A 17,844-nucleotide genomic window follows, 5' to 3' on the forward strand; every position below is an offset into this window, starting at 1 on the left:
CCCACGATCTCCAACGGAGCCGTCATCTATTGCGTGAGTGAATAATTCTCAGACCTTCAAGGGTGAGCGCCTCATCGATTATGTCAATGGACTTCGCTTCCGACGCGATAACGCTGATCAGACCGCCGGTGGCAACGACGGTTGTTTCATGACCGATCTCGTCCTTCATTCGCTGGACGATCCCGTCGACAAGGCCTGCATAACCGTAGATGATACCTGCCTGCATGCTGCTGACGGTATCCTTCGCAATAACCGTTCTGGGTTTGCCGAATTCGACACGGGGCAGTTTCGACGCTCTCTTGAAGAGTGCTTCCGTCGATATGATAATACCCGGTGTGATACAGCCCCCCATGTACTCACCTTTGGCCGTGACATAATCGAAGGTCGTCGCCGTTCCGAAGTCCACGACTATAAGGTCCCCGGCATATTTCTCGTGGGCTGCCACGGCGTTCACGATCCGGTCGGCTCCGACCTCCTTCGGGTTGTCGTAATAAATGGGCATGCCCGTTTTGATCCCGGGCCCCACGATCAGCGGCTTGAGATGAAAGTACTTCTGACAGAGAGGTTCCAGGATATTGAGCATGGGCGGCACCACGCAGGATATGATAATGTCGCTGACCGATTTCGTCTGGATCTTGCCCGTCCGGTAGAGGTTGAGGATGAGCATTCCATATTCATCGACCGTATGGTCGGCGACCGTCCTCACACGCCAGCTGTTCAGCAGTTTTTCGCCGTCGTACAGACCGACAACCGTATTTGTGTTACCCACATCGACAACAAGTAACATGACGTCCCCGTATAATCTTGAATTTTTGCTTATATCCGAAAAAGTTGCTGTCTGTTTTTCAGGTTTCGACCCCTTGACCCCTTGAACCCTCTTCTTAAGTGAAAGTGCCACGCAGCATAGGGACTTTTCGGGAAGTTGTCAATAGCATGTTTCCTCTTCTATCACAGTAACATCGCCGGCGAGGACCTGCGTTGTTCCCTGTTGTTCTTCTTTCAACAGAAGCGCCCCCGTTTCGTCGATCCCCAGGAAGGTGCCCGTCCTAACCGTTCCCCTGTCGTTCACTTCGATCGTCTTCCCCGTTACGGAGGCATAGTTCATCCAGGCCTCACGGATCGGAGGAAACCCGTCCGCGTTGAGTTTCTCATACCATTCTTCAAACGATTCAAGGAGCGCGGCGGTGAACTCGGAACGCGAAATATCACAGCGGCATTCTTCCTTCAGGGATGTTGAGCGATAGCGATACCCTTCGTCAAAGGTGTCCTTGGTCATGTTTATGTTCACCCCGATGCCGACCACAGCGAAATCGATGCCGCTGGTCGTCATCTTGATCTCCGTCAAGATACCGCAGAGTTTCTTCCCGTGCGCCATCACGTCATTGGGCCACTTGATCGAGACACTATCCGGGCAGTAACGGGAAACCGTCTGCGCAACGGCGACACCCGTCATGAGCGTGATCCATGAAGCATCGGCAGGTTTTATCCGGGGCCGAAGGATCACCGACAGATAGAGATTGACCCCCGGCGGCGATTGCCATGTCCGGCCGAGCCTTCCCCGTCCCTCGATCTGGCGGTCCGCGATGACCACTTCACCTTCACCGGCACCCTGTAACGCCAGGGTCATGGCATGACCGTTCGTCGACGGCAATTCATCATAAAAATGAATCTCTTTCCCCATGAGGGGCTTTTCCTGCTGTGTTGTTTTCATTTCTTTCTTCTGTGTTCGAGGCCTGAGTGGGGCGCGGGGCAGAGCAAGGAATATCAGGAGGTTCCGAAAAGCAGGGATATATCCGCCGCCGGAGCGGAATGGGTAATGGAACCGACCGAAATGAAGTCAACACCGCACTCGGCGATCTCCCTCACATTTGTGAGGGTCACATTTCCGGAAGCCTCAACTTTGGCCATGCCGCCGATGAGTCTCACCGCTTCCTTCATTTCAGGCACGCTCATATTATCAAGCATGATGACATCGACGCCCCCCGCGGCAAGGACCTCCCGAACCTCGGTGAGGTTCTTAACTTCCACTTCCACCGGGAGTTTTCGTATATTTCCTTTCGTCACTTTCCGAATGGCGGCGCTCACCCCGCCCGCGGCGCTGATATGATTATCCTTTATCATTATTGCATCGTACAGACCGAACCGATGATTGGAAGCGCCACCGATACTGACGGCGTACTTTTCGAGTTTACGAAGGGTGGGTGTTGTTTTCCGGGTATCGAGGATGACCGCTTTCGTGTGCCGGGTCTGCTCGACGTAACGGCGTGCCGCTGTGGCAATGCCGCTCATGCGCTGCAGGAAGTTCAGCGCCGTTCGCTCGGCAGTGAGCATGCTCTTCAACGAACCGTCGATCTCAGCGAGAACGGTCCCCTGTGCGGCCGTCATGCCGTCACGAACGACCGTGAGGACCTGTGTCGTTTCGTCCAGTGACAGGAATACTTCGCGAAACACGTCCATTCCGGCGATCACAATGCCGTCGCCTTTCGCGACCGCCCGTGCCGTCCCCTTCTCTCTGCCGCTGAGAATGAGCGATGAGGTCTCATCCCCTGTCCCGATATCCTCCGCAAGGGCCTCCCGGATCAGTTCCCTGATTTTTTCGCTGTTCATCACCCGATCACGCCTCGATCTCCCTGAGACGCCGTATCGATGTTTCCAGGATATCGCTTTTGCGTTTCAGCTCTTCAAACTTATCCTGCTCTTTTTCTATGATCTCCGGAAGGGCCTTTTCCATGAAATCCGCATTCCCGAGTTTTCTCGACACCACGGCGATCTCTTTGGCCAGCTTTTCCTGTTTCTTTTCCTGTCGGGCCAATTCCACCGCCACATCCACCAGGCCTTCAAGAAACACGAATATCCTGATACTCCCCACGACATCGACGGCGACCCCGTGCAGTTCCCCGGCACGGTCCTGTATGGTCAATTTTGATAGATTCGCCAGGTCCGTGATATAGTCCGCACCGTTATCAATGACCGCTCTCAGTTCCTCGTCGGAAACAACTACAAGGGCGTTCAGCTTTTTTGACGGCGGAATGTTGACCACTCCCCGAATATTCCTGATACTGGTGATAATATCCCTGATGATATTGAACCGGTACTCGGCCTCTTTGTCTTTCAGATCATCGTTCTCTGCGGGGAAGCCGCTGATCATGATCGAATCGCCCGCGGGGTCCATCCGTTTCCATATCTCCTCGGTCACAAAGGGCATGAAGGGATGGAGAAGAAGGAGGGAATCCTTCAGGACCAGCCTCAGCGTCGCCTGGGCCGCCCGGCGCCTGCTTCCGTTCTCGACACTGTAAAGTACCGGTTTTATCATCTCCACGTACCAGTCGCAGAATTCATGCCAGAAAAACTGGTAGATGACGTTAGCCGCGTCATTGAACCGATACTCCTCAAGATAGCGCGTCACTTCCCTGATCGTCTCGTTCAGACGGTCTTTTATCCAACGGTCACCAAGTGAGAGGTCCCCGTCGGCACCCGTGTTCTCCGCTGGCGGGAAATCCGCGAGGTTCATCAGGGAGAACCGGGCCGTGTTCCATATCTTGTTCACAAAGTGGCGGTAGCCCTCGATTCGCCCTTCGGACATTTTAACGTCCCTTCCCTGGGCGGCAAAGGCGGCCATGGTAAAGCGAAAGGCATCGGCACCGTAGCGCTCGATCATCTCGAGGGGGTCGATGCTGTTCCCCTTCGATTTGCTCATCTTTTCGCCCCGTTCGTCACGGACCAGGGCGTGGAGATAGACATCGTGAAACGGTACGTCCCCCATGAAGTGCAGCCCCATCATCATCATGCGGGCGACCCAGAAGAAAATGATATCGAAACCCGTCACGAGCAGCGAAGTGGGATAAAAGGTCTTCAGCGCCTCTGTGTTCTCCGGCCACCCGAGGGTGGAAAAAGGCCAGAGGGCGGAACTGAACCAGGTGTCGAGCACATCTTCTTCCTGCCTGAGCGATGTTCCGCCGCAGTCCGGACACGCCTCCGGTTCATCCACCTGAACGATTATCCGTCCGCAGTCACCGCAGTACCAGACGGGAATCCGGTGCCCCCACCAGATCTGCCGGGATATGCACCAGTCACGGATATTCTCAAGCCACTCGAAGTAGGTACCTTCCCATGTCTTTGGAATTATCCGCGTCTTTCCTTTTATGACGGCGGCGCTCGCCTCTTTTGCCAGGGGCTTGACCCTGACGAACCACTGCTTTGATACGGCCGGTTCAACGATCGTCTTGCAGCGGTAACATCTTCCGACATTATGCGTATAGGGTTCTTCCTTTATGAAGTAGCCCTGCTTTTTCAGGTCTTCCACTACGTTGTTGCGACAGGTGTAACAATCCTGTCCCTCATATATGCCGCCGTTCTCGTTGATAATCGCATTGCCGTCCATGATGATCACGATCTCGAGCCCGTGCCGTTCCGCCATGGCGAAGTCGTTCGGATCGCAGGCGGGAGTGATCTTGACGGCACCTGTTCCAAATTCTTTTGAAACATAATCATCGGCGATGATCGGTATTTCCTTGTTGACCAGGGGAAGGATGACCGTTTTCCCGACAAGGCCCCGATACCGGTCGTCATCGGGATTAACGGCGACCGCTGTGTCTCCCAGCATCGTCTCCGGTCTTGTTGTGGCTACCACCACTTCCCCGGAACCGTCGGCAAAGGGGTACCTGATATGCCACAGGTGTGTGGCCTCTTCTTCATACTCCACCTCGAGGTCCGATATTGCCGTGTGACAGCGGGGGCACCAGTTGACGATATAGTCTCCCTGATAGACCAACCCCTCGTTATAGAGATCGACAAAGACCTTCCTGACGGCCCGCGAGAGCCCATCGTCCATGGTGAACCTCTCCCGCGACCAGTCACAGGAACAGCCGAGCTTCTGGAGCTGGTTCAATATGATGCCGCCGTACTTTTCCCTCCATTCCCAGACCCGCTCGATGAACTTCTCCCGGCCGAGGACAGCCCTGCTTGTACCTTCCCGTGCAAGTTCCTGTTCCACGACGTTCTGCGTGGCGATGCCGGCATGATCGGTGCCGGGCATCCAGAGGGTGTTATATCCCTGCATCCGTTTGAACCGGATTACGATATCCTGGAGGGTGTTGTTCAGCGCGTGCCCCATGTGAAGCATTCCCGTTACATTCGGAGGTGGTATGACGATACAGAAAGGCTCCCGGTCGCTCTTGTCCAACGCCCGGAAATACCCCCTATCGATCCAGTACTGATACCATTTGTCCTCTACATCCTGCGGGTTATAGGATTTGTCCAACAATTCATTTTCCATTACTGCCTACCTGCCGGTTTGATTTTATGAGATACGATCGTATTGATTTCTTTTCAGGTTCTCCGTCAATCAATACATCCTTAATTCTTCCTTCATGTTCCTCATGATCAACAGAGCATCCGGGCCGGGCACGGAAGCAAACGGCGCGAATTCACCGGATGTAAGGTCATGGGCCTTCATGATCCCCCGCGCAGTGACAACCATGACGGCGTTAAAGGAGGGATTGTCGTTTTTGACGTCCGGGAAAGGTGAAACCTCTTCACGGTATTTTGTTGACAGTGTATCATCACGCTCTGCCACGGCGAGAACATCCTGGAGCATGACGGCAAGATTTGCCCTGGAAACAAGATCGTCCGGACGGAATGTTCCATCGGAATACGGTTCCAGACCTTCGATCTCCAGGCCGAGAACCTTCTGTATCTCCTCTTCAAATGCATGGCCCGCGATATCCTTCACCGCCTGACCTTTTGCGTTTTGAAGCTTCTCTTCACCGACCGCCGGAGACCTCCAGCAATCGTAAAGTTCATCGATCCGCAACTCCCGTATCATGAGTGCCGCCATATCGGCCCGGGTGATGCTGTCCATGAGAGCTATTTTCTTCGCCGTTTCCGTTTCAGGCTGTGCCTTTACAATCTTCTGAACCAGTTTCCACTCCCTGTATGTTTCCTCGATGTATTCTTCATTCAAATCGAGGACCCGGGCAAACATGGACGCCGCATCCTGGAACTGAAGACCGGCCTTGCATGCTAGCCCCATGAAATAATGGGCTGCCGCGGATGCAGGCTCGTGGATCAGTGCCTGTTCAAATTCGCGTCGTGTACGATCAAGCCAGTCGGGGATCCCCTTCCGCATGGTGTAGAGACGCATCATTCCCACATGATAAAAGGCCTTGTCCTGCCTCTGGCGAGCCAATCGACCCGCTTCGGCCATGAATTCAAATGCCCCGGCGAAGTCACCCCTGAAGGCCTTGACCAGACCTGCCCCCGCGTGTGCCTGTGAATGTTCCTCATCCAGCATGATCGCCAACTGGAATTCCCGCGCGGCATCATCATATTTACCCTGGTTCATCAACTGAATGCCGGCGTAACAGTGGTGGTCGGGCGTATCGATCCGGCTGAGTGGATGACGTTCCGAAGGCGCACAACTCGTGAGAAAGAACAGTATCGGTATACTGATGAGCATGGCCCGGAAACAATAATAGCGGATCATCTTCCGCTCCTTATGGTACTTCTCCGGTGCGCCACAGCAGGCGTCCTCCTTCTGTAACGGGGAAACTTATATGCATCTCCGGTTCAAGTCAAGAATTTTTGGAATATCGATACCGGACCCCGATCTGCCTGCCGGCGTCATATGTGCCTTTCACAAGTCGTCAGTGCCCGCTCCTCTCTGATCCAGGCTTCCGGAGTTTCACCCGCGCATGAAATCCTGCTTCATTCCTCAGGCCCGTGACGATCGAGGAACTCACCAACAATGCGCTCCACCCGTTCCCGGTTTTCAGACCCAACCCATTGTATGTCCCGCTCCTGCCGGAACCAGGTCATCTGCCGCTTCGCGTAGTGCCGTGTGTCGCGCTTCATGAGCGCCACTGCCTCGGGGAGACCATGAACCCCCTGAATGAACGCGACGATATGACGATAACACATTGACTGCATCGGCTTCAGGTCCCCATGGTATCCTCTGCCCAGCAATCCTTCGACTTCCACCACCAGTCCCCGGGAGATCATGGTGTCGGCCCGCCTGTCTATCCTGTCATACAGTTCCGATCGGTCCGGCACGATACCGATGACAAGGCTTTTGTACCGCTCGTCCCGGAAACCGTGCTTCCTCTGCAGGTCGACGATCGATTCACCGCTGTCATTGAACACTTCAAGGGCCCGGATGAGACGCACCGTATCGTTGGGATGAATGAGCCGGGCCGCCGCGGGGTCTTTTTCCCGGAGTCGCTCAAAAAGATGGTGCGAACCGAATCGATCGGCATCTGTGCGCAGCGCTCTGCGGTATTCGCTGTCAGGCCCCGGACCGGGGAATATTCCGCCGATGAGGGCCCGCACATACAGTCCCGTTCCCCCTGCAACAAATATGTTCTTATCCCTTTCCTCTATCTGTTCCATGTGTTCTCTTGCCTCATCGACGAACCGGGCGACGTTGTACTCCTCATCGGGGTCTACCACATCGATCAGGTGATGGCGAATACCCCGTCGCTCCTCGGCGGTCGGCTTTGCCGTTCCGATATTCATATATCGATAGACCTGCATTGAATCGGCGCTGATGATCTCGCCATCGAAGGTGTGTGCCAGCGAAACGGCGCATTCCGTCTTTCCGGCGGCGGTCGGTCCCACTATGACGACCATACGGGTGTCCATGACATGTCCCCGGTTCTTCTATGCTCTCTTGAACATCCTTTCGAGCTCGGTCCGTGTGATTCTAACCAGGAGCGGTCTGCCGTGCGGACAGGTCGCGGCAAAGGATATGGAATCAAGTTCGCGGCACAGGGCTGATATCTCGGCGTCGGAAAGAACGGTGTTCGCCTTGACGGCACCTCGGCAGGCAAGGAGGATATACAGCTTTTCTCTACGGCCATCAATGTTACCCGCTGTCCCGGTTGTACTGAATTCATCGATGACATCGGTGATAAGCAGGGCGGGACTCACCTGTGAAAGGAGGGTGGGCACGGCCTTCACGGCAATGGTGTTCTCACCGTAGGGTTCCACGATGAACCCGGCTTCCTGCAGGAGCGGCATGGATTCTGAAAACCGGGAGAAAACGGCGGGATTCAGGGTGATGATCTCGGGGATCAGCAGGTGCTGGCTTTCCAACGTGGTGTCATCCCGTGAATTCTTCAGCCTTTCAAAGAGAACCCGTTCATGGGCGGCATGCTGGTCGAGCAGCACCAGTTCATCTCCTGAAGCAAAGACAAGATAGGTCCCGGCTATCTGCCCCAGGTATTGCAGAGATGAAAAGAACCCTTCCCGGCTGCCCGGTTCCTGACCAGGGCTGTCATACAGGCCTGGCGTCATCACCGGACCATGCGGGACACCGTGCCGTTGGAATACACCTTTGAAAGTCTTTTTATCCGAACCGGTGGAAATGGTATACCTTCTCAACGCCTTCAAGACATCGCCGGCATGGGGGTATCCCGCATCTTTTTCCACCCCCGGTGGAGAAACCGGCGTCTGCGCGTGCTCGTTCACGGGACCGGTCGCCAGGGCGCTTGCAACCATGTCCGAAACGAAGCCGTACAGCTCCCGGGGAGACTGAAATCGAACTTCACTCTTCGCGGGATGAACATTGATGTCGACATCCTCAGGGGGCATGTCCACATGGAGCACGACGGCGGGGTACCTTCTCGCTTCCATCACGTGTCGATAGCCGGCCATGACAGCAGTGTGCAGGAACGTGTCGCGTACCGGCCGCGAATTGACGAAAAAGAACATTTCCCTGGTGTTCGATCGGCTGAATTGCGGGTGTGACAGGTACGCCTTCAGGTGCATGGAACCCCGCGAACCCTGCACGGACAAAAATCTCTTTCTGAAATCCTTCCCGAAAATGAAGGCGGCCCGCTGAGCTGTGTCGTCTGTTTGCGGTATGCTGAGAACCTCACGTCCGTCGGCCCTCACGAGCATCCTGATACCGGAGTGAGAGAGGGCGAGTCGGGCAATGACATCGAGGCAATGGGCCTGTTCCGTCGCGTCACGTTTGAGAAACTTCAGACGGGCGGGAGTCGCCGCGAATATGCGCGTAACGGTGACCGTCGTTCCCACGGGACAGCCGACATCGGTGATCTCCCGGACTTCCGCTCCTTCGGCGACCGCCCTGACACCGGAGAGAGATCCATCGGTTCTGGTCAGTATTTCCACGTGTGAAACCGCTGCAATGCTGTTGATCGCCTCTCCCCGGAATCCGAACAGCCCGGTCCGATAGATATCGTCGAATTCATACATTTTGCTTGTTGCATGCCGCTCGAAAACGAGGGCGACATCCTGCCGGTCGATGCCTTCACCGTTGTCCGCCACACGTATTGATCTCTTACCGCCTTTCTCTATATCGACGACGAGCTCCGTCGCACCCGCGTCGATCGAGTTCTCGACGAGCTCCTTCACGATCGACGACGGTCTTTCTATGACCTCACCGGCCGCGATCTTGCTCGAAAGCTCCTCGGGCATGACTATGATCTTTCTTCTCTCCATGACCTTCCACCCGCAGCATTAAAAGATTATGGACATTTACTGAGTAGCCAATTATCACCGGCTGTTGCCCGCACATCCCTTTTGAAGCGGCCATTGAAACGTTTTGCAGGGAGCGTGATTTGAGAATCGGGAATCGTGATTCGGAAAATCAGTATCGCTTTACAGTTGCGTTGGTGTTTTTCTGTTATACGTTTTGTGATTTTCACTCTGTCACTCTGTCGCTTTGCCCCTTTGTCACTGACTGCAGGGGATGTGCAGTCACCTGCCCTTTAATATTCCATTCTATTCACATAGTCTCTCAGCGCTATCTGCCAGAAACGCATGGTCTTCCCCGTCGCCTCAATGAATTTTCTGCAGCTCAGGATCGAGTACCGGGGCCGCATGGCCTTTCGTGTCAGGTCCTTCGATTCGATCGGTATGATCCGGGCATCCGCCTGTTCTCGATATTCAAGGATCTTGAGGGCGAATTCATACCAGCTGCATGAACCTCTGTTCGTCACATGGAAGGTACCTCGAAAATCCCCTTCTATCAATTCCTGCACGGCACCGGCCAGATCAAAGGCATAGGTCGGTGAACCGAACTGGTCGGCAACGACGGTCAGCTCTCCGCCTCCTTTGGCCTTTTCGGCGACCGCCTTGACGAAATTATTCCCTCCCTTTCCAAAGAGCCACGATGTGCGTACCAGAAGAAAGTCGCCCGCCTCTTTTTTCAGATATATTTCTCCCTGGAGCTTGGACCGCCCGTAACTGTTGATAGGATTACAGATGTGGTCTTCATCGTAAGGCCTGTCGGCGGTTCCGTCGAAGACATAATCGGTGCTGAAATGAACTATCTTTATCCCTCTTTCACGGCAGAGCGCCGCCACGTGCCGGACACCCTCGGCATTGACGGCGAAACAATCATCCTCGCGGTCCTCGCAACCATCAACGTCTGTAACGGCGGCAGCGTTGATAACAACATCAGGATCGGTGCTCTCGATAGCATCACGGCAGTCATCCCGGAGGGAAATATCGAACTCATCGATATCCCTGCCCTCCATTTCATGACGCCTGCCCAGGCGCGACATGATTTCGCCGCCGAGCATCCCCTTGTGACCCAGTACCAGAATCTTCATATCCGTCCTTTCGGGCTTGATGAAAAAGATGAATTCAGTAACATGCCGTCTCGTGAAGCGTGAGGCGAGAAACGTTGTCAGTACTTGACCTCCTTCAGGCAGAGACCCTGCGGCGGCGCCGTCGGACCCGCCAGGGTGCGGTCCCGTCGCTCCAATAACGCATGAAATTCATCGATGGCCATCTTCTTCTTTCCCACGTCGACAAGGGTCCCCACGATATTTCTCACCATGTGGCGCAGAAAGCCGTCGGCTTCGATCAGAATTTCAATGCATTCCGGATCGGTACGATCGATCCGGGCGAACAGGATGTTTCTGACTCCCGTCTTTACATCGCTGCCGGCAGCCTGGAAAGATGCGAAATCATGACGTCCCTCCAGAAACCGCAAGCCCTGTTTCATGAGATCAATATCAAGCGGTTCGCGAACATGCCATGCAAGGTTCCTCAGGAGGGGGGAACGAACTTGACCGTTCATGATCCGATAGAGGTACACCTTGCTTTTCGCGTCGTAACGGGCGTGAAATGAAGGCTCCACGTCGCATACCTCCCGCACGACTATGTCTGCCGGCAGAAGGCTGTTCAGGCCCTTGAGCAGACCTGTTGTCCCAATGAGGCTTTCTGTCTGAAAGTTCGCCGTCTGACCGAGAGCATGAACCCCGGCATCGGTCCTGCCCGATCCGGTCAAACGGACCCGCTGCTGGGTGACCATGGCGATGGTCTCCTCCAGCACCTCCTGAACGCTGGTCCCGTTGGGCTGCCGCTGCCAGCCGCAATAGCGGCTGCCATCATACTCGATGATCAACTTGATGTTTCTCATCATGCAGGTTCGCTCAAATTACATGAGGGTTAACCGTTTGACGGTTAACCCTCATGAGAGATCCCGACGGAACTATGATGACGGCAGACCTTTTTCAGTTTCCCGTCTCTCGGTCATCACAATCTTCGAGGGCCTGGATCGCCGGCAAGGGCTTCCCTTCCAGAAGTTCGAGAAAGGCACCGCCCCCCGTCGATATGTATGAAATGTTGTCCGTTTCACCGGCTCGATGGATGGCAACATCAGTATCACCTCCACCGACGATTGTCAATGCATGGGAATCAGCCACGCGATGCACCATCGCATAGGTCCCCCTGCTGAAGGCATCTATTTCGAAAACTCCCAGCGGGCCGTTCCAGATGACGGTCCTGGCATTGCTGATGACCTCTGAAAAAAGTCTGATCGACGCGGGACCGATGTCGAGCCCCATCCAGTTCGGGATCATTTCCTGAACGGGGACGATCTTTGTCACCGCCGCCTTGTCGATCTTCTGGGCGATCACGCAGTCCACGGGAAGATAGAACTTTATGCCCGACTCGTTCACCGTTCTCAGTATCTTCTGAGCTATTTCAAGCTGGCTGTCGTCGACGAGAGAACTCCCCACTTCCACACCGAGAGACTTCATGAAGGTAAAGGCCATGCCCCCGCCGACAATGATTTTATCGGCGATCTTCACCAGGTTTATCAAGGCTGCCAGTTTGTCGGACACTTTGGATCCACCGATGATGGCCACCAGGGGACGGTATGGGTTTTCCATGGCGTTCTTGAAATAGTTCAATTCCCTCTTCATAAGGAACCCGGCGCAGCATGTCTCGACATACTTGCAGATCCCGACGTTGGAGGCATGACTGCGGTGAGCGTTGCCGAAGGCGTCATCCACATACACATCGGCATAGCTTGCAAGGGTTCTCGCGAAATTGTCGTCATTCTCCGTCTCCCCCTTGTGGAACCGGAGATTTTCGAGAAATACGATGGAACCCGGGTTCATATTGTTCACCAGGTAAGAGATGTCTTCACCGACACAGTCCCGTTCCAGAATGATCTCCTTGTTGAGAAAACGTGACAACCGTCGTGCCACGGGTGTCAGTCGCAGGCTTTCCACGACCTTTCCCTTCGGCCTGCCAAGGTGGGAAACGATGATGATCTTCGCATGCTCGTCAAGGGCATAATTGATGGTCGGCAGGGCCGCCCGGATCCGTCGATCGTCGGCGATAGTCAGGTTCTCATCGAGAGGAACATTGAAATCGAATCTGCACAGAAGGCGCTTTTCATTGATATCCACTTCATTTATGAATCTCATAACCATCTCCTCACTCCGGATTGCGGTCGGTATCGGACTGAAGAAGCTTCCGGTGAAACCGAAAAGAGCGATGGAATCACCGATTGCCGGGACAGTTCAGCGAAAGCCCGGACCGACTGTTCGTGCTGGATGACCGGCGCGATTGTGATATATATGAGAGAACGGATTAGGTCAAGACGGAATTCTTGTGTTGAATTTACAATAAAATCCGTGATATTTAAGCAAAAATTTTGTCTATAGCGTGAAGAAAGGGACGGGATGCATGATGACCACCGCCGACAAGATCAAGGCCTTTGAAAAGGAGCGCGACCGCCTCATGACCATGGGTGGCGACGCCATGATAGAAAAGCAGCACCGTCTTGGTAAATTGACCGCCCGGGAGAGAACGGACCTCCTTTTCGACGAGGGTTCCTTCCAGGAAGTGCAGCTCTTCGTAAAGCACCGCGCGAACCTCTTCGGATTGGCGGACAAGGAGATCAAGGGAGACGGGATCGTTACCGGCTTCGGGAAGGTCAATGGCAGGACCGTCTTTGTCGCCTCTCAGGACTTCACCAGTTCCGGCGGAAGTCTCGGTGAAATGCACGCAAAAAAGATCTGGAAGATCATGGACATGGCCATAGACGCCAGGAAACCGATCGTCTTTCTTAACGATTCGGGCGGTGTTCGAATCCAGGAAGGGGTACCCGCCCTCGATGGCGGCGGTGGCATATTCTTCAGAAAGGTGAAGGCCTCGGGCTATATCCCCCAGATCGCCGCCATAATGGGTCCCACGGCTGGCGTCGCCGTTTATTCCCCCGCTCTCACCGATTGGGTGTTCATGGTCAAGGGAAGCAGTTACATGTATATCACCGGACCGGAAGTGGTAAAGACGGTGATCGGTGAGACCGTGACCCACGAAGAGCTCGGAGGAGCCATGGTCCACGCGACGAAGAGCGGCGTCTGCCACTTCGCCACCGAAAGCGACCGGGACTGCATTGAAAAAATAAAGACCATCCTGTCCTACCTGCCTGACAGTTGCCACAGCCCGCTTCCGGCGGTGAATTGTTCGGACAGCCCCGACAGGGAGTGCCCGGAACTTGATGACATCATCCCCGACAGACCTTCGCGCACCTACGACATGAAAAAGATCATCAGGGCGATCGCCGACGGCAATGAAATGTTCGAACCCCACGAACTCTGGGCACGGAACATCATTGTCGGCTTTATCAGAATAATGGGTTCACCCGTCGGCGTTGTGGCGAACAATCCGCGCTATAACGCGGGAGTGCTCGACATCGATGCGTCCGACAAGGCATCACGCTTCATCCGGTTCTGCGATTCGTTCAATATCCCCATCATTACCTTCGCCGATGTCCCCGGGTATATGCCGGGCACCGAACAGGAATGGTCCGGTATCATCACTCACGGGGCGAAATTGCTCTATTCATATTCAGAAGCAACGATACCGAAGATCACCGTTGTCGTCAGGAAGGATTACGGCGGGGCATACATCGGCATGTGCAGCAAGAATCTGGGGGCGGATTACGTCATGGCCTGGCCGTCGGCCGAAATGGCCGTCCTCGGCGCTGAGGCCGCCTGTAGTATCATTTACCGGAGAGAGATCGCCGAAGCCGCCGATCCGGATGCACGGAGGCGGGAATTGATCGAGGAATTCGAGAAGCAGTTCTATAACCCCTATTTCGCCGCCAACATGGCAAGCATAGAAGAGATCATCGCACCCCGGGAAACACGGAAACGGATCGTCGTTCTTCTTGAAACGTTCAAGGACAAGGCGGAGAAAATGCTGCCGAAGAAACACAGCAATATTCCCCTCTGAGGAATCGTAATTCGGGATTCGTGATCCGTAATCCGTAATCCGTTAATCCCTTAATCCGTAATCCGTTAATCCGTAATCCCTTAATCCCCAGGTCTTCTCCAGCGTCACAACCGCCATGGCGGCGATCCCCTCGCCGCGACCGATGAATCCCATGCCTTCGTTCGTCTTCGCCTTCACGTTGACGGCTTTTTCCGGTATCCCCAGTATGGACGCCGTCGATCTCGTTATTGCATCACGGTACGTTGCGAGTTTCGGGTGTTCAAGGATTATCGTGGCATCAACATTGCTCACCCGGAATTTACCGGCATGGACCATGTCACAGATCTCGGAGAGAAGGTTCCTGCTTCTGATGTTCCGGTAACGGGGGTCGCTGTCCGGAAAGTGCCGTCCCAGGTCTCCGGCTCCCAGTGCCCCGAGGATCGCGTCCCCGATGGCATGGAGAAGAACATCGGCGTCGGAATGTCCCAGAAGACCCTTATCGTGAGGTATCTCCACTCCGCCGAGATACAACGGGCGCCCTTCCACAAAACGGTGGCTGTCATAACCGAACCCGGTCTTCATGCTCCAAACTCCTGAATATCGCCCCACGGCATCACCTTCCCCCGGTTCCCCGTCCTCGGCTTCGGCAAGAAGCCCCGCCAGCAGAAGATCGTCCTCCGTGGTGATCTTTATATTTCGGTATGATCCTTCCATGACCCTGACCGGGTGTCCCATGCGTTCCACAAGTCCGGCGTCATCGGTCCCGTAGAATCCATCCTGGTAAGCTTTTCGGTATGCCTCGGCGAGTATTTCCCTTTGAAAGGCCTGCGGCGTTTGAATGAATCGAAGGGTTTCCCTGTCCGGTGTATCCAGTACCACCCCCCCGGTACCGACGGCCTTGACCGTATCACGGACCGGAACCGCCAAAGCGGCTGCACCGAAGCGGACCGCCTCCGCTATTACCTGTTCGATAAGGGCAACATCCACGAATGGACGGACCCCGTCATGGATCACAACGATATCGGCCTCGTCACCAACGGCACCGAGCCCGTTTCTGACCGAATCCTGCCGCGCCGCTCCCCCCGCCACCACATCGATGACCTTCGTCCTGGGCTGCACTCCGACGATGGAGTGCCGGACGTGCTCCATATCACCCTTCGGCACGACGAGCACGATACGGGTTACCGATGATGCCTGCTCGAAACGGCTGATCGTCCGTGAAAGTACCGGCATTCCCCCCAGGTTGATAAACTGCTTCGGCACCGGTGTGTTCATTCGCTTGCCTGAACCACCGGCAACGATTATTGCAACGGTCCTCATTTCATCGGCCTCCGCCGCGGCGGTTCACCCGGGTGTTCTTTTCCGAATGATAAAATGCCCGGGACCGCCGAAGCATCCCGGGCGTCACTGTGTCAAACGGAGCAGGAAGACCTACGGTACGACATCCTTCATGTCCGTGAATATCATCCGCCCTGCCGTTGTCTGCAGAACACTCGTAACGGTTACCTGAACGTTCTTTCCCTGATGACGGATCCCGTTATCGACGATGACCATCGTTCCATCATCGAGATAGGCGACTCCCTGTCCCTGTTCCTTGCCTTCCTTTATTACCTTGACGACCATCGTCTCACCCGGCAGGACGACGGGTTTCAGGGCGTTCGCGAGCTCGTTGACGTTGAGAATTTTTATTCCCTGCAGTTCGGCTATCTTATTGAGATTGTAATCATTGGTTACAATCTTCCCCTCCTGACGTTTCGCCAGCTCCACGAGCTTTGCATCGACCCCCTTGAGCTTCGGGAAATCGATATCGACGATTTCGACATCTATTCCCGGGATTTTCTGCATCCGGTTGAGAATGTCCAGGCCTCTTCTCCCCCGCGACCGTTTCATGTGGTCCGATGAATCGGCTATCTGCTGCAGCTCATCAAGCACGAACCTGGGAACGACCAGGCTTCCCTCGATAAAACCCGTATCACAGATATCGGCCAGGCGACCGTCAATGATGACGCTGGTGTCAAGGATCCTGCATTTGTTGCATTCGTCTTCGGTTTCATGGGAACCGAGAACGGCTATGTTCAGCTCTTCAGTTTTCTTTGCACCGAGAAACAGACCGAGATACCCGAAAATAAAGATGAACAGAAGGTAGAGATACTCCCAGGGAATGATCGTCCGGCTTTGAATTTCCGGGATAAGCTGAAGACCGTATACGAGAAGAAACGTGATGAGAAATCCCGTTATCAGCCCGAGAGCCCCGCCGATAATGACCTTTATCGACAGTTTCAGAATGGTTTTCTCAACTTCGATGACAAGAAGCGCCACGATGAGCCCTGCGACAATACCCAGCATGGCGGTGGGAGATCCATAATACTCAAGGGCGATAAAATAACCGCTGAGGGAACATGCTAAGATTAATAAAAGCCTGATAATAAATTGAAACATTTTTCCCCTTCCTTTCATTTTTAATAATTTTCAAAGAACCGATGAATGTGCTGCAACCACAAGTAAGATAAGTTAATAATGAATGATGTCACCACAAAAATCAAAGATCGGTAATAAAAAAGGCCTGTTCCGTAAAAATTTCCACGGCTGTTGCATGCGCATCGGGAGGAAAAATGAGGATGATTCATGCATGCATCGCCATGATGAGGGGGAAAGCCCGGCACCGCATGGGGACTTTTTACAAAAATGTCAATGAATAAAGAGATCAATTATTGAAAATAGCGCTGAGTTCCCGTTCGATCTTTCCTTCATCACTCTTGGTCGCAATGGATATTTCCTTTACAAGGAGATTCTTCGCCGTATCCATCATCTTTCTTTCTCCGAAAGAAAGGTCCTTGTCACATTTGAGGGTCAGAAGGTCTCGGAGAACCCGCGCAATCTCGTACACGGAGCCTGTTTTTATCTTTTCCCAGTACTCCTTGTATCGCTTGTTCCAGGTCTGCTTATCGACGATAATATCTTTTTCTTTCAATATCTCAAAGATCTTCGGTATTTCCTTTGCGGAAATGACTTCCCGTAATCCGACCGATTCGGCACCGTTCTGGGGGATCATGATCTTTGCGTTGTTTCCGAGGATCTTCATGACATAGAAATGCTGCTTGCTGCCCATTATCTCCTTGTTTTCGATAGCTTCTATGATCCCGACGCCGTGTGCCGGGTAGACAGCCATATCACCAATCTTAAACATTCCCGTTTATGCTCCTCAGTGATTTAACGAACTATTACTCATACCATAATTAACCGTTTCAGTCAATTAAATCATCACTGAGCAGGCATGAAAGGGAATTTTATCTTGACTTTGAAAATGGGAATATATTAAACATGCTGACTTATGAAATTTGACGGGCCTGTGCCGACGGG

14 protein-coding genes are annotated in these 17,844 nt (G+C 54.0%); 1 reads left to right on the top strand and 13 read right to left on the bottom strand.

Translation table 11 applies throughout. The features are described from left to right. Nucleotides 1–22: 22 nt before the first annotated feature. From JXO48_01765 to JXO48_01810, 10 genes are all read right to left on the bottom strand, one after another. Nucleotides 23–787, bottom strand: coding sequence for a type III pantothenate kinase (locus tag JXO48_01765; protein ID MBN2282594.1), 765 nt, complete (start codon nucleotides 785–787; stop codon nucleotides 23–25). A 138-nt stretch (nucleotides 788–925) separates the two neighbouring features. Then, nucleotides 926–1,711: a biotin--[acetyl-CoA-carboxylase] ligase gene (locus JXO48_01770; protein ID MBN2282595.1), complete on the bottom strand. Its 786-nt coding sequence runs from the start codon at nucleotides 1,709–1,711 to the stop codon at nucleotides 926–928. 53 nt (nucleotides 1,712–1,764) lie between these two features. Beyond that, entirely contained in the window at nucleotides 1,765–2,607 is an 843-nt protein-coding gene (gene nadC, locus JXO48_01775; protein MBN2282596.1) for a carboxylating nicotinate-nucleotide diphosphorylase, read from the bottom strand. A 7-nt stretch (nucleotides 2,608–2,614) separates the two neighbouring features. Continuing rightward, nucleotides 2,615–5,275: a valine--tRNA ligase gene (locus JXO48_01780; protein ID MBN2282597.1), complete on the bottom strand. Its 2,661-nt coding sequence runs from the start codon at nucleotides 5,273–5,275 to the stop codon at nucleotides 2,615–2,617. 69 nt (nucleotides 5,276–5,344) lie between these two features. Then, a complete protein-coding gene (locus JXO48_01785) occupies nucleotides 5,345–6,484 on the bottom strand; it encodes an S-layer homology domain-containing protein (GenBank protein ID MBN2282598.1) in 1,140 nt (379 codons plus the stop codon). 221 nt (nucleotides 6,485–6,705) lie between these two features. After that, nucleotides 6,706–7,638 carry a tRNA (adenosine(37)-N6)-dimethylallyltransferase MiaA gene (gene miaA / locus JXO48_01790; GenBank protein MBN2282599.1) on the bottom strand — a complete coding sequence of 311 codons (933 nt, stop codon included), beginning with the start codon at nucleotides 7,636–7,638 and terminating at the stop codon, nucleotides 6,706–6,708. Nucleotides 7,639–7,656: 18 nt separating this feature from the next. After that, nucleotides 7,657–9,462 (bottom strand): DNA mismatch repair endonuclease MutL, encoded by a 1,806-nt coding sequence (mutL, locus tag JXO48_01795; protein MBN2282600.1) that lies wholly within the window; start codon nucleotides 9,460–9,462, stop codon nucleotides 7,657–7,659. A 269-nt stretch (nucleotides 9,463–9,731) separates the two neighbouring features. After that, nucleotides 9,732–10,577: a dTDP-4-dehydrorhamnose reductase gene (gene rfbD, locus JXO48_01800; GenBank protein ID MBN2282601.1), complete on the bottom strand. Its 846-nt coding sequence runs from the start codon at nucleotides 10,575–10,577 to the stop codon at nucleotides 9,732–9,734. A gap of 77 nt (nucleotides 10,578–10,654) precedes the next feature. Then, nucleotides 10,655–11,392: a tRNA pseudouridine(38-40) synthase TruA gene (truA, locus tag JXO48_01805; GenBank protein MBN2282602.1), complete on the bottom strand. Its 738-nt coding sequence runs from the start codon at nucleotides 11,390–11,392 to the stop codon at nucleotides 10,655–10,657. A 94-nt stretch (nucleotides 11,393–11,486) separates the two neighbouring features. After that, nucleotides 11,487–12,695 carry a phosphoglycerate kinase gene (locus JXO48_01810; protein MBN2282603.1) on the bottom strand — a complete coding sequence of 403 codons (1,209 nt, stop codon included), beginning with the start codon at nucleotides 12,693–12,695 and terminating at the stop codon, nucleotides 11,487–11,489. A 256-nt stretch (nucleotides 12,696–12,951) separates the two neighbouring features. Here JXO48_01810 and JXO48_01815 point away from each other — a divergent pair, with 256 nt between their 5' ends. After that, a complete protein-coding gene (locus JXO48_01815) occupies nucleotides 12,952–14,505 on the top strand; it encodes an acyl-CoA carboxylase subunit beta (protein ID MBN2282604.1) in 1,554 nt (517 codons plus the stop codon). A 42-nt stretch (nucleotides 14,506–14,547) separates the two neighbouring features. On the opposite strand, the gene ispD is transcribed toward JXO48_01815, so the two are convergent. From ispD to JXO48_01830, 3 genes are all read right to left on the bottom strand, one after another. Beyond that, a complete protein-coding gene (gene ispD / locus JXO48_01820; protein ID MBN2282605.1) occupies nucleotides 14,548–15,804 on the bottom strand; it encodes a 2-C-methyl-D-erythritol 4-phosphate cytidylyltransferase in 1,257 nt (418 codons plus the stop codon). Between the two features lie 111 nt (nucleotides 15,805–15,915). Then, the gene (locus tag JXO48_01825) at nucleotides 15,916–16,923 is read right to left on the bottom strand and encodes a TRAM domain-containing protein (GenBank protein MBN2282606.1); all 1,008 of its coding nucleotides are present in this window, start codon (nucleotides 16,921–16,923) and stop codon (nucleotides 15,916–15,918) included. Nucleotides 16,924–17,188: 265 nt separating this feature from the next. Beyond that, nucleotides 17,189–17,671: a CarD family transcriptional regulator gene (locus JXO48_01830; GenBank protein MBN2282607.1), complete on the bottom strand. Its 483-nt coding sequence runs from the start codon at nucleotides 17,669–17,671 to the stop codon at nucleotides 17,189–17,191. Between the last annotated feature and the right edge of the window lie 173 nt (nucleotides 17,672–17,844).

It is taken from the genome of Deltaproteobacteria bacterium, assembly GCA_016933965.1.
Lineage (GTDB): Bacteria > Desulfobacterota > Syntrophia > Syntrophales > UBA2210 > JAFGTS01.

Bases quoted from the DNA above. Each gene is read 5' to 3' on its own strand.
- JXO48_01815 (MBN2282604.1), top strand. From the start codon at position 12,952: ATGATGACCACCGCCGACAAGATCAAGGCCTTTGAAAAGGAGCGCGAC.
- mutL (MBN2282600.1), bottom strand. From the start codon at position 9,462: ATGGAGAGAAGAAAGATCATAGTCATGCCCGAGGAGCTTTCGAGCAAG.
- miaA (MBN2282599.1), bottom strand. From the start codon at position 7,638: ATGGACACCCGTATGGTCGTCATAGTGGGACCGACCGCCGCCGGAAAG.
- JXO48_01825 (MBN2282606.1), bottom strand. From the start codon at position 16,923: ATGTTTCAATTTATTATCAGGCTTTTATTAATCTTAGCATGTTCCCTC.
- JXO48_01780 (MBN2282597.1), bottom strand. From the start codon at position 5,275: ATGGAAAATGAATTGTTGGACAAATCCTATAACCCGCAGGATGTAGAG.
- rfbD (MBN2282601.1), bottom strand. From the start codon at position 10,577: ATGAAGATTCTGGTACTGGGTCACAAGGGGATGCTCGGCGGCGAAATC.
- JXO48_01785 (MBN2282598.1), bottom strand. From the start codon at position 6,484: ATGATCCGCTATTATTGTTTCCGGGCCATGCTCATCAGTATACCGATA.
- nadC (MBN2282596.1), bottom strand. From the start codon at position 2,607: ATGAACAGCGAAAAAATCAGGGAACTGATCCGGGAGGCCCTTGCGGAG.
- JXO48_01765 (MBN2282594.1), bottom strand. From the start codon at position 787: ATGTTACTTGTTGTCGATGTGGGTAACACAAATACGGTTGTCGGTCTG.
- JXO48_01810 (MBN2282603.1), bottom strand. From the start codon at position 12,695: ATGGTTATGAGATTCATAAATGAAGTGGATATCAATGAAAAGCGCCTT.
- ispD (MBN2282605.1), bottom strand. From the start codon at position 15,804: ATGAGGACCGTTGCAATAATCGTTGCCGGTGGTTCAGGCAAGCGAATG.
- JXO48_01770 (MBN2282595.1), bottom strand. From the start codon at position 1,711: ATGAAAACAACACAGCAGGAAAAGCCCCTCATGGGGAAAGAGATTCAT.
- truA (MBN2282602.1), bottom strand. From the start codon at position 11,392: ATGAGAAACATCAAGTTGATCATCGAGTATGATGGCAGCCGCTATTGC.
- JXO48_01830 (MBN2282607.1), bottom strand. From the start codon at position 17,671: ATGTTTAAGATTGGTGATATGGCTGTCTACCCGGCACACGGCGTCGGG.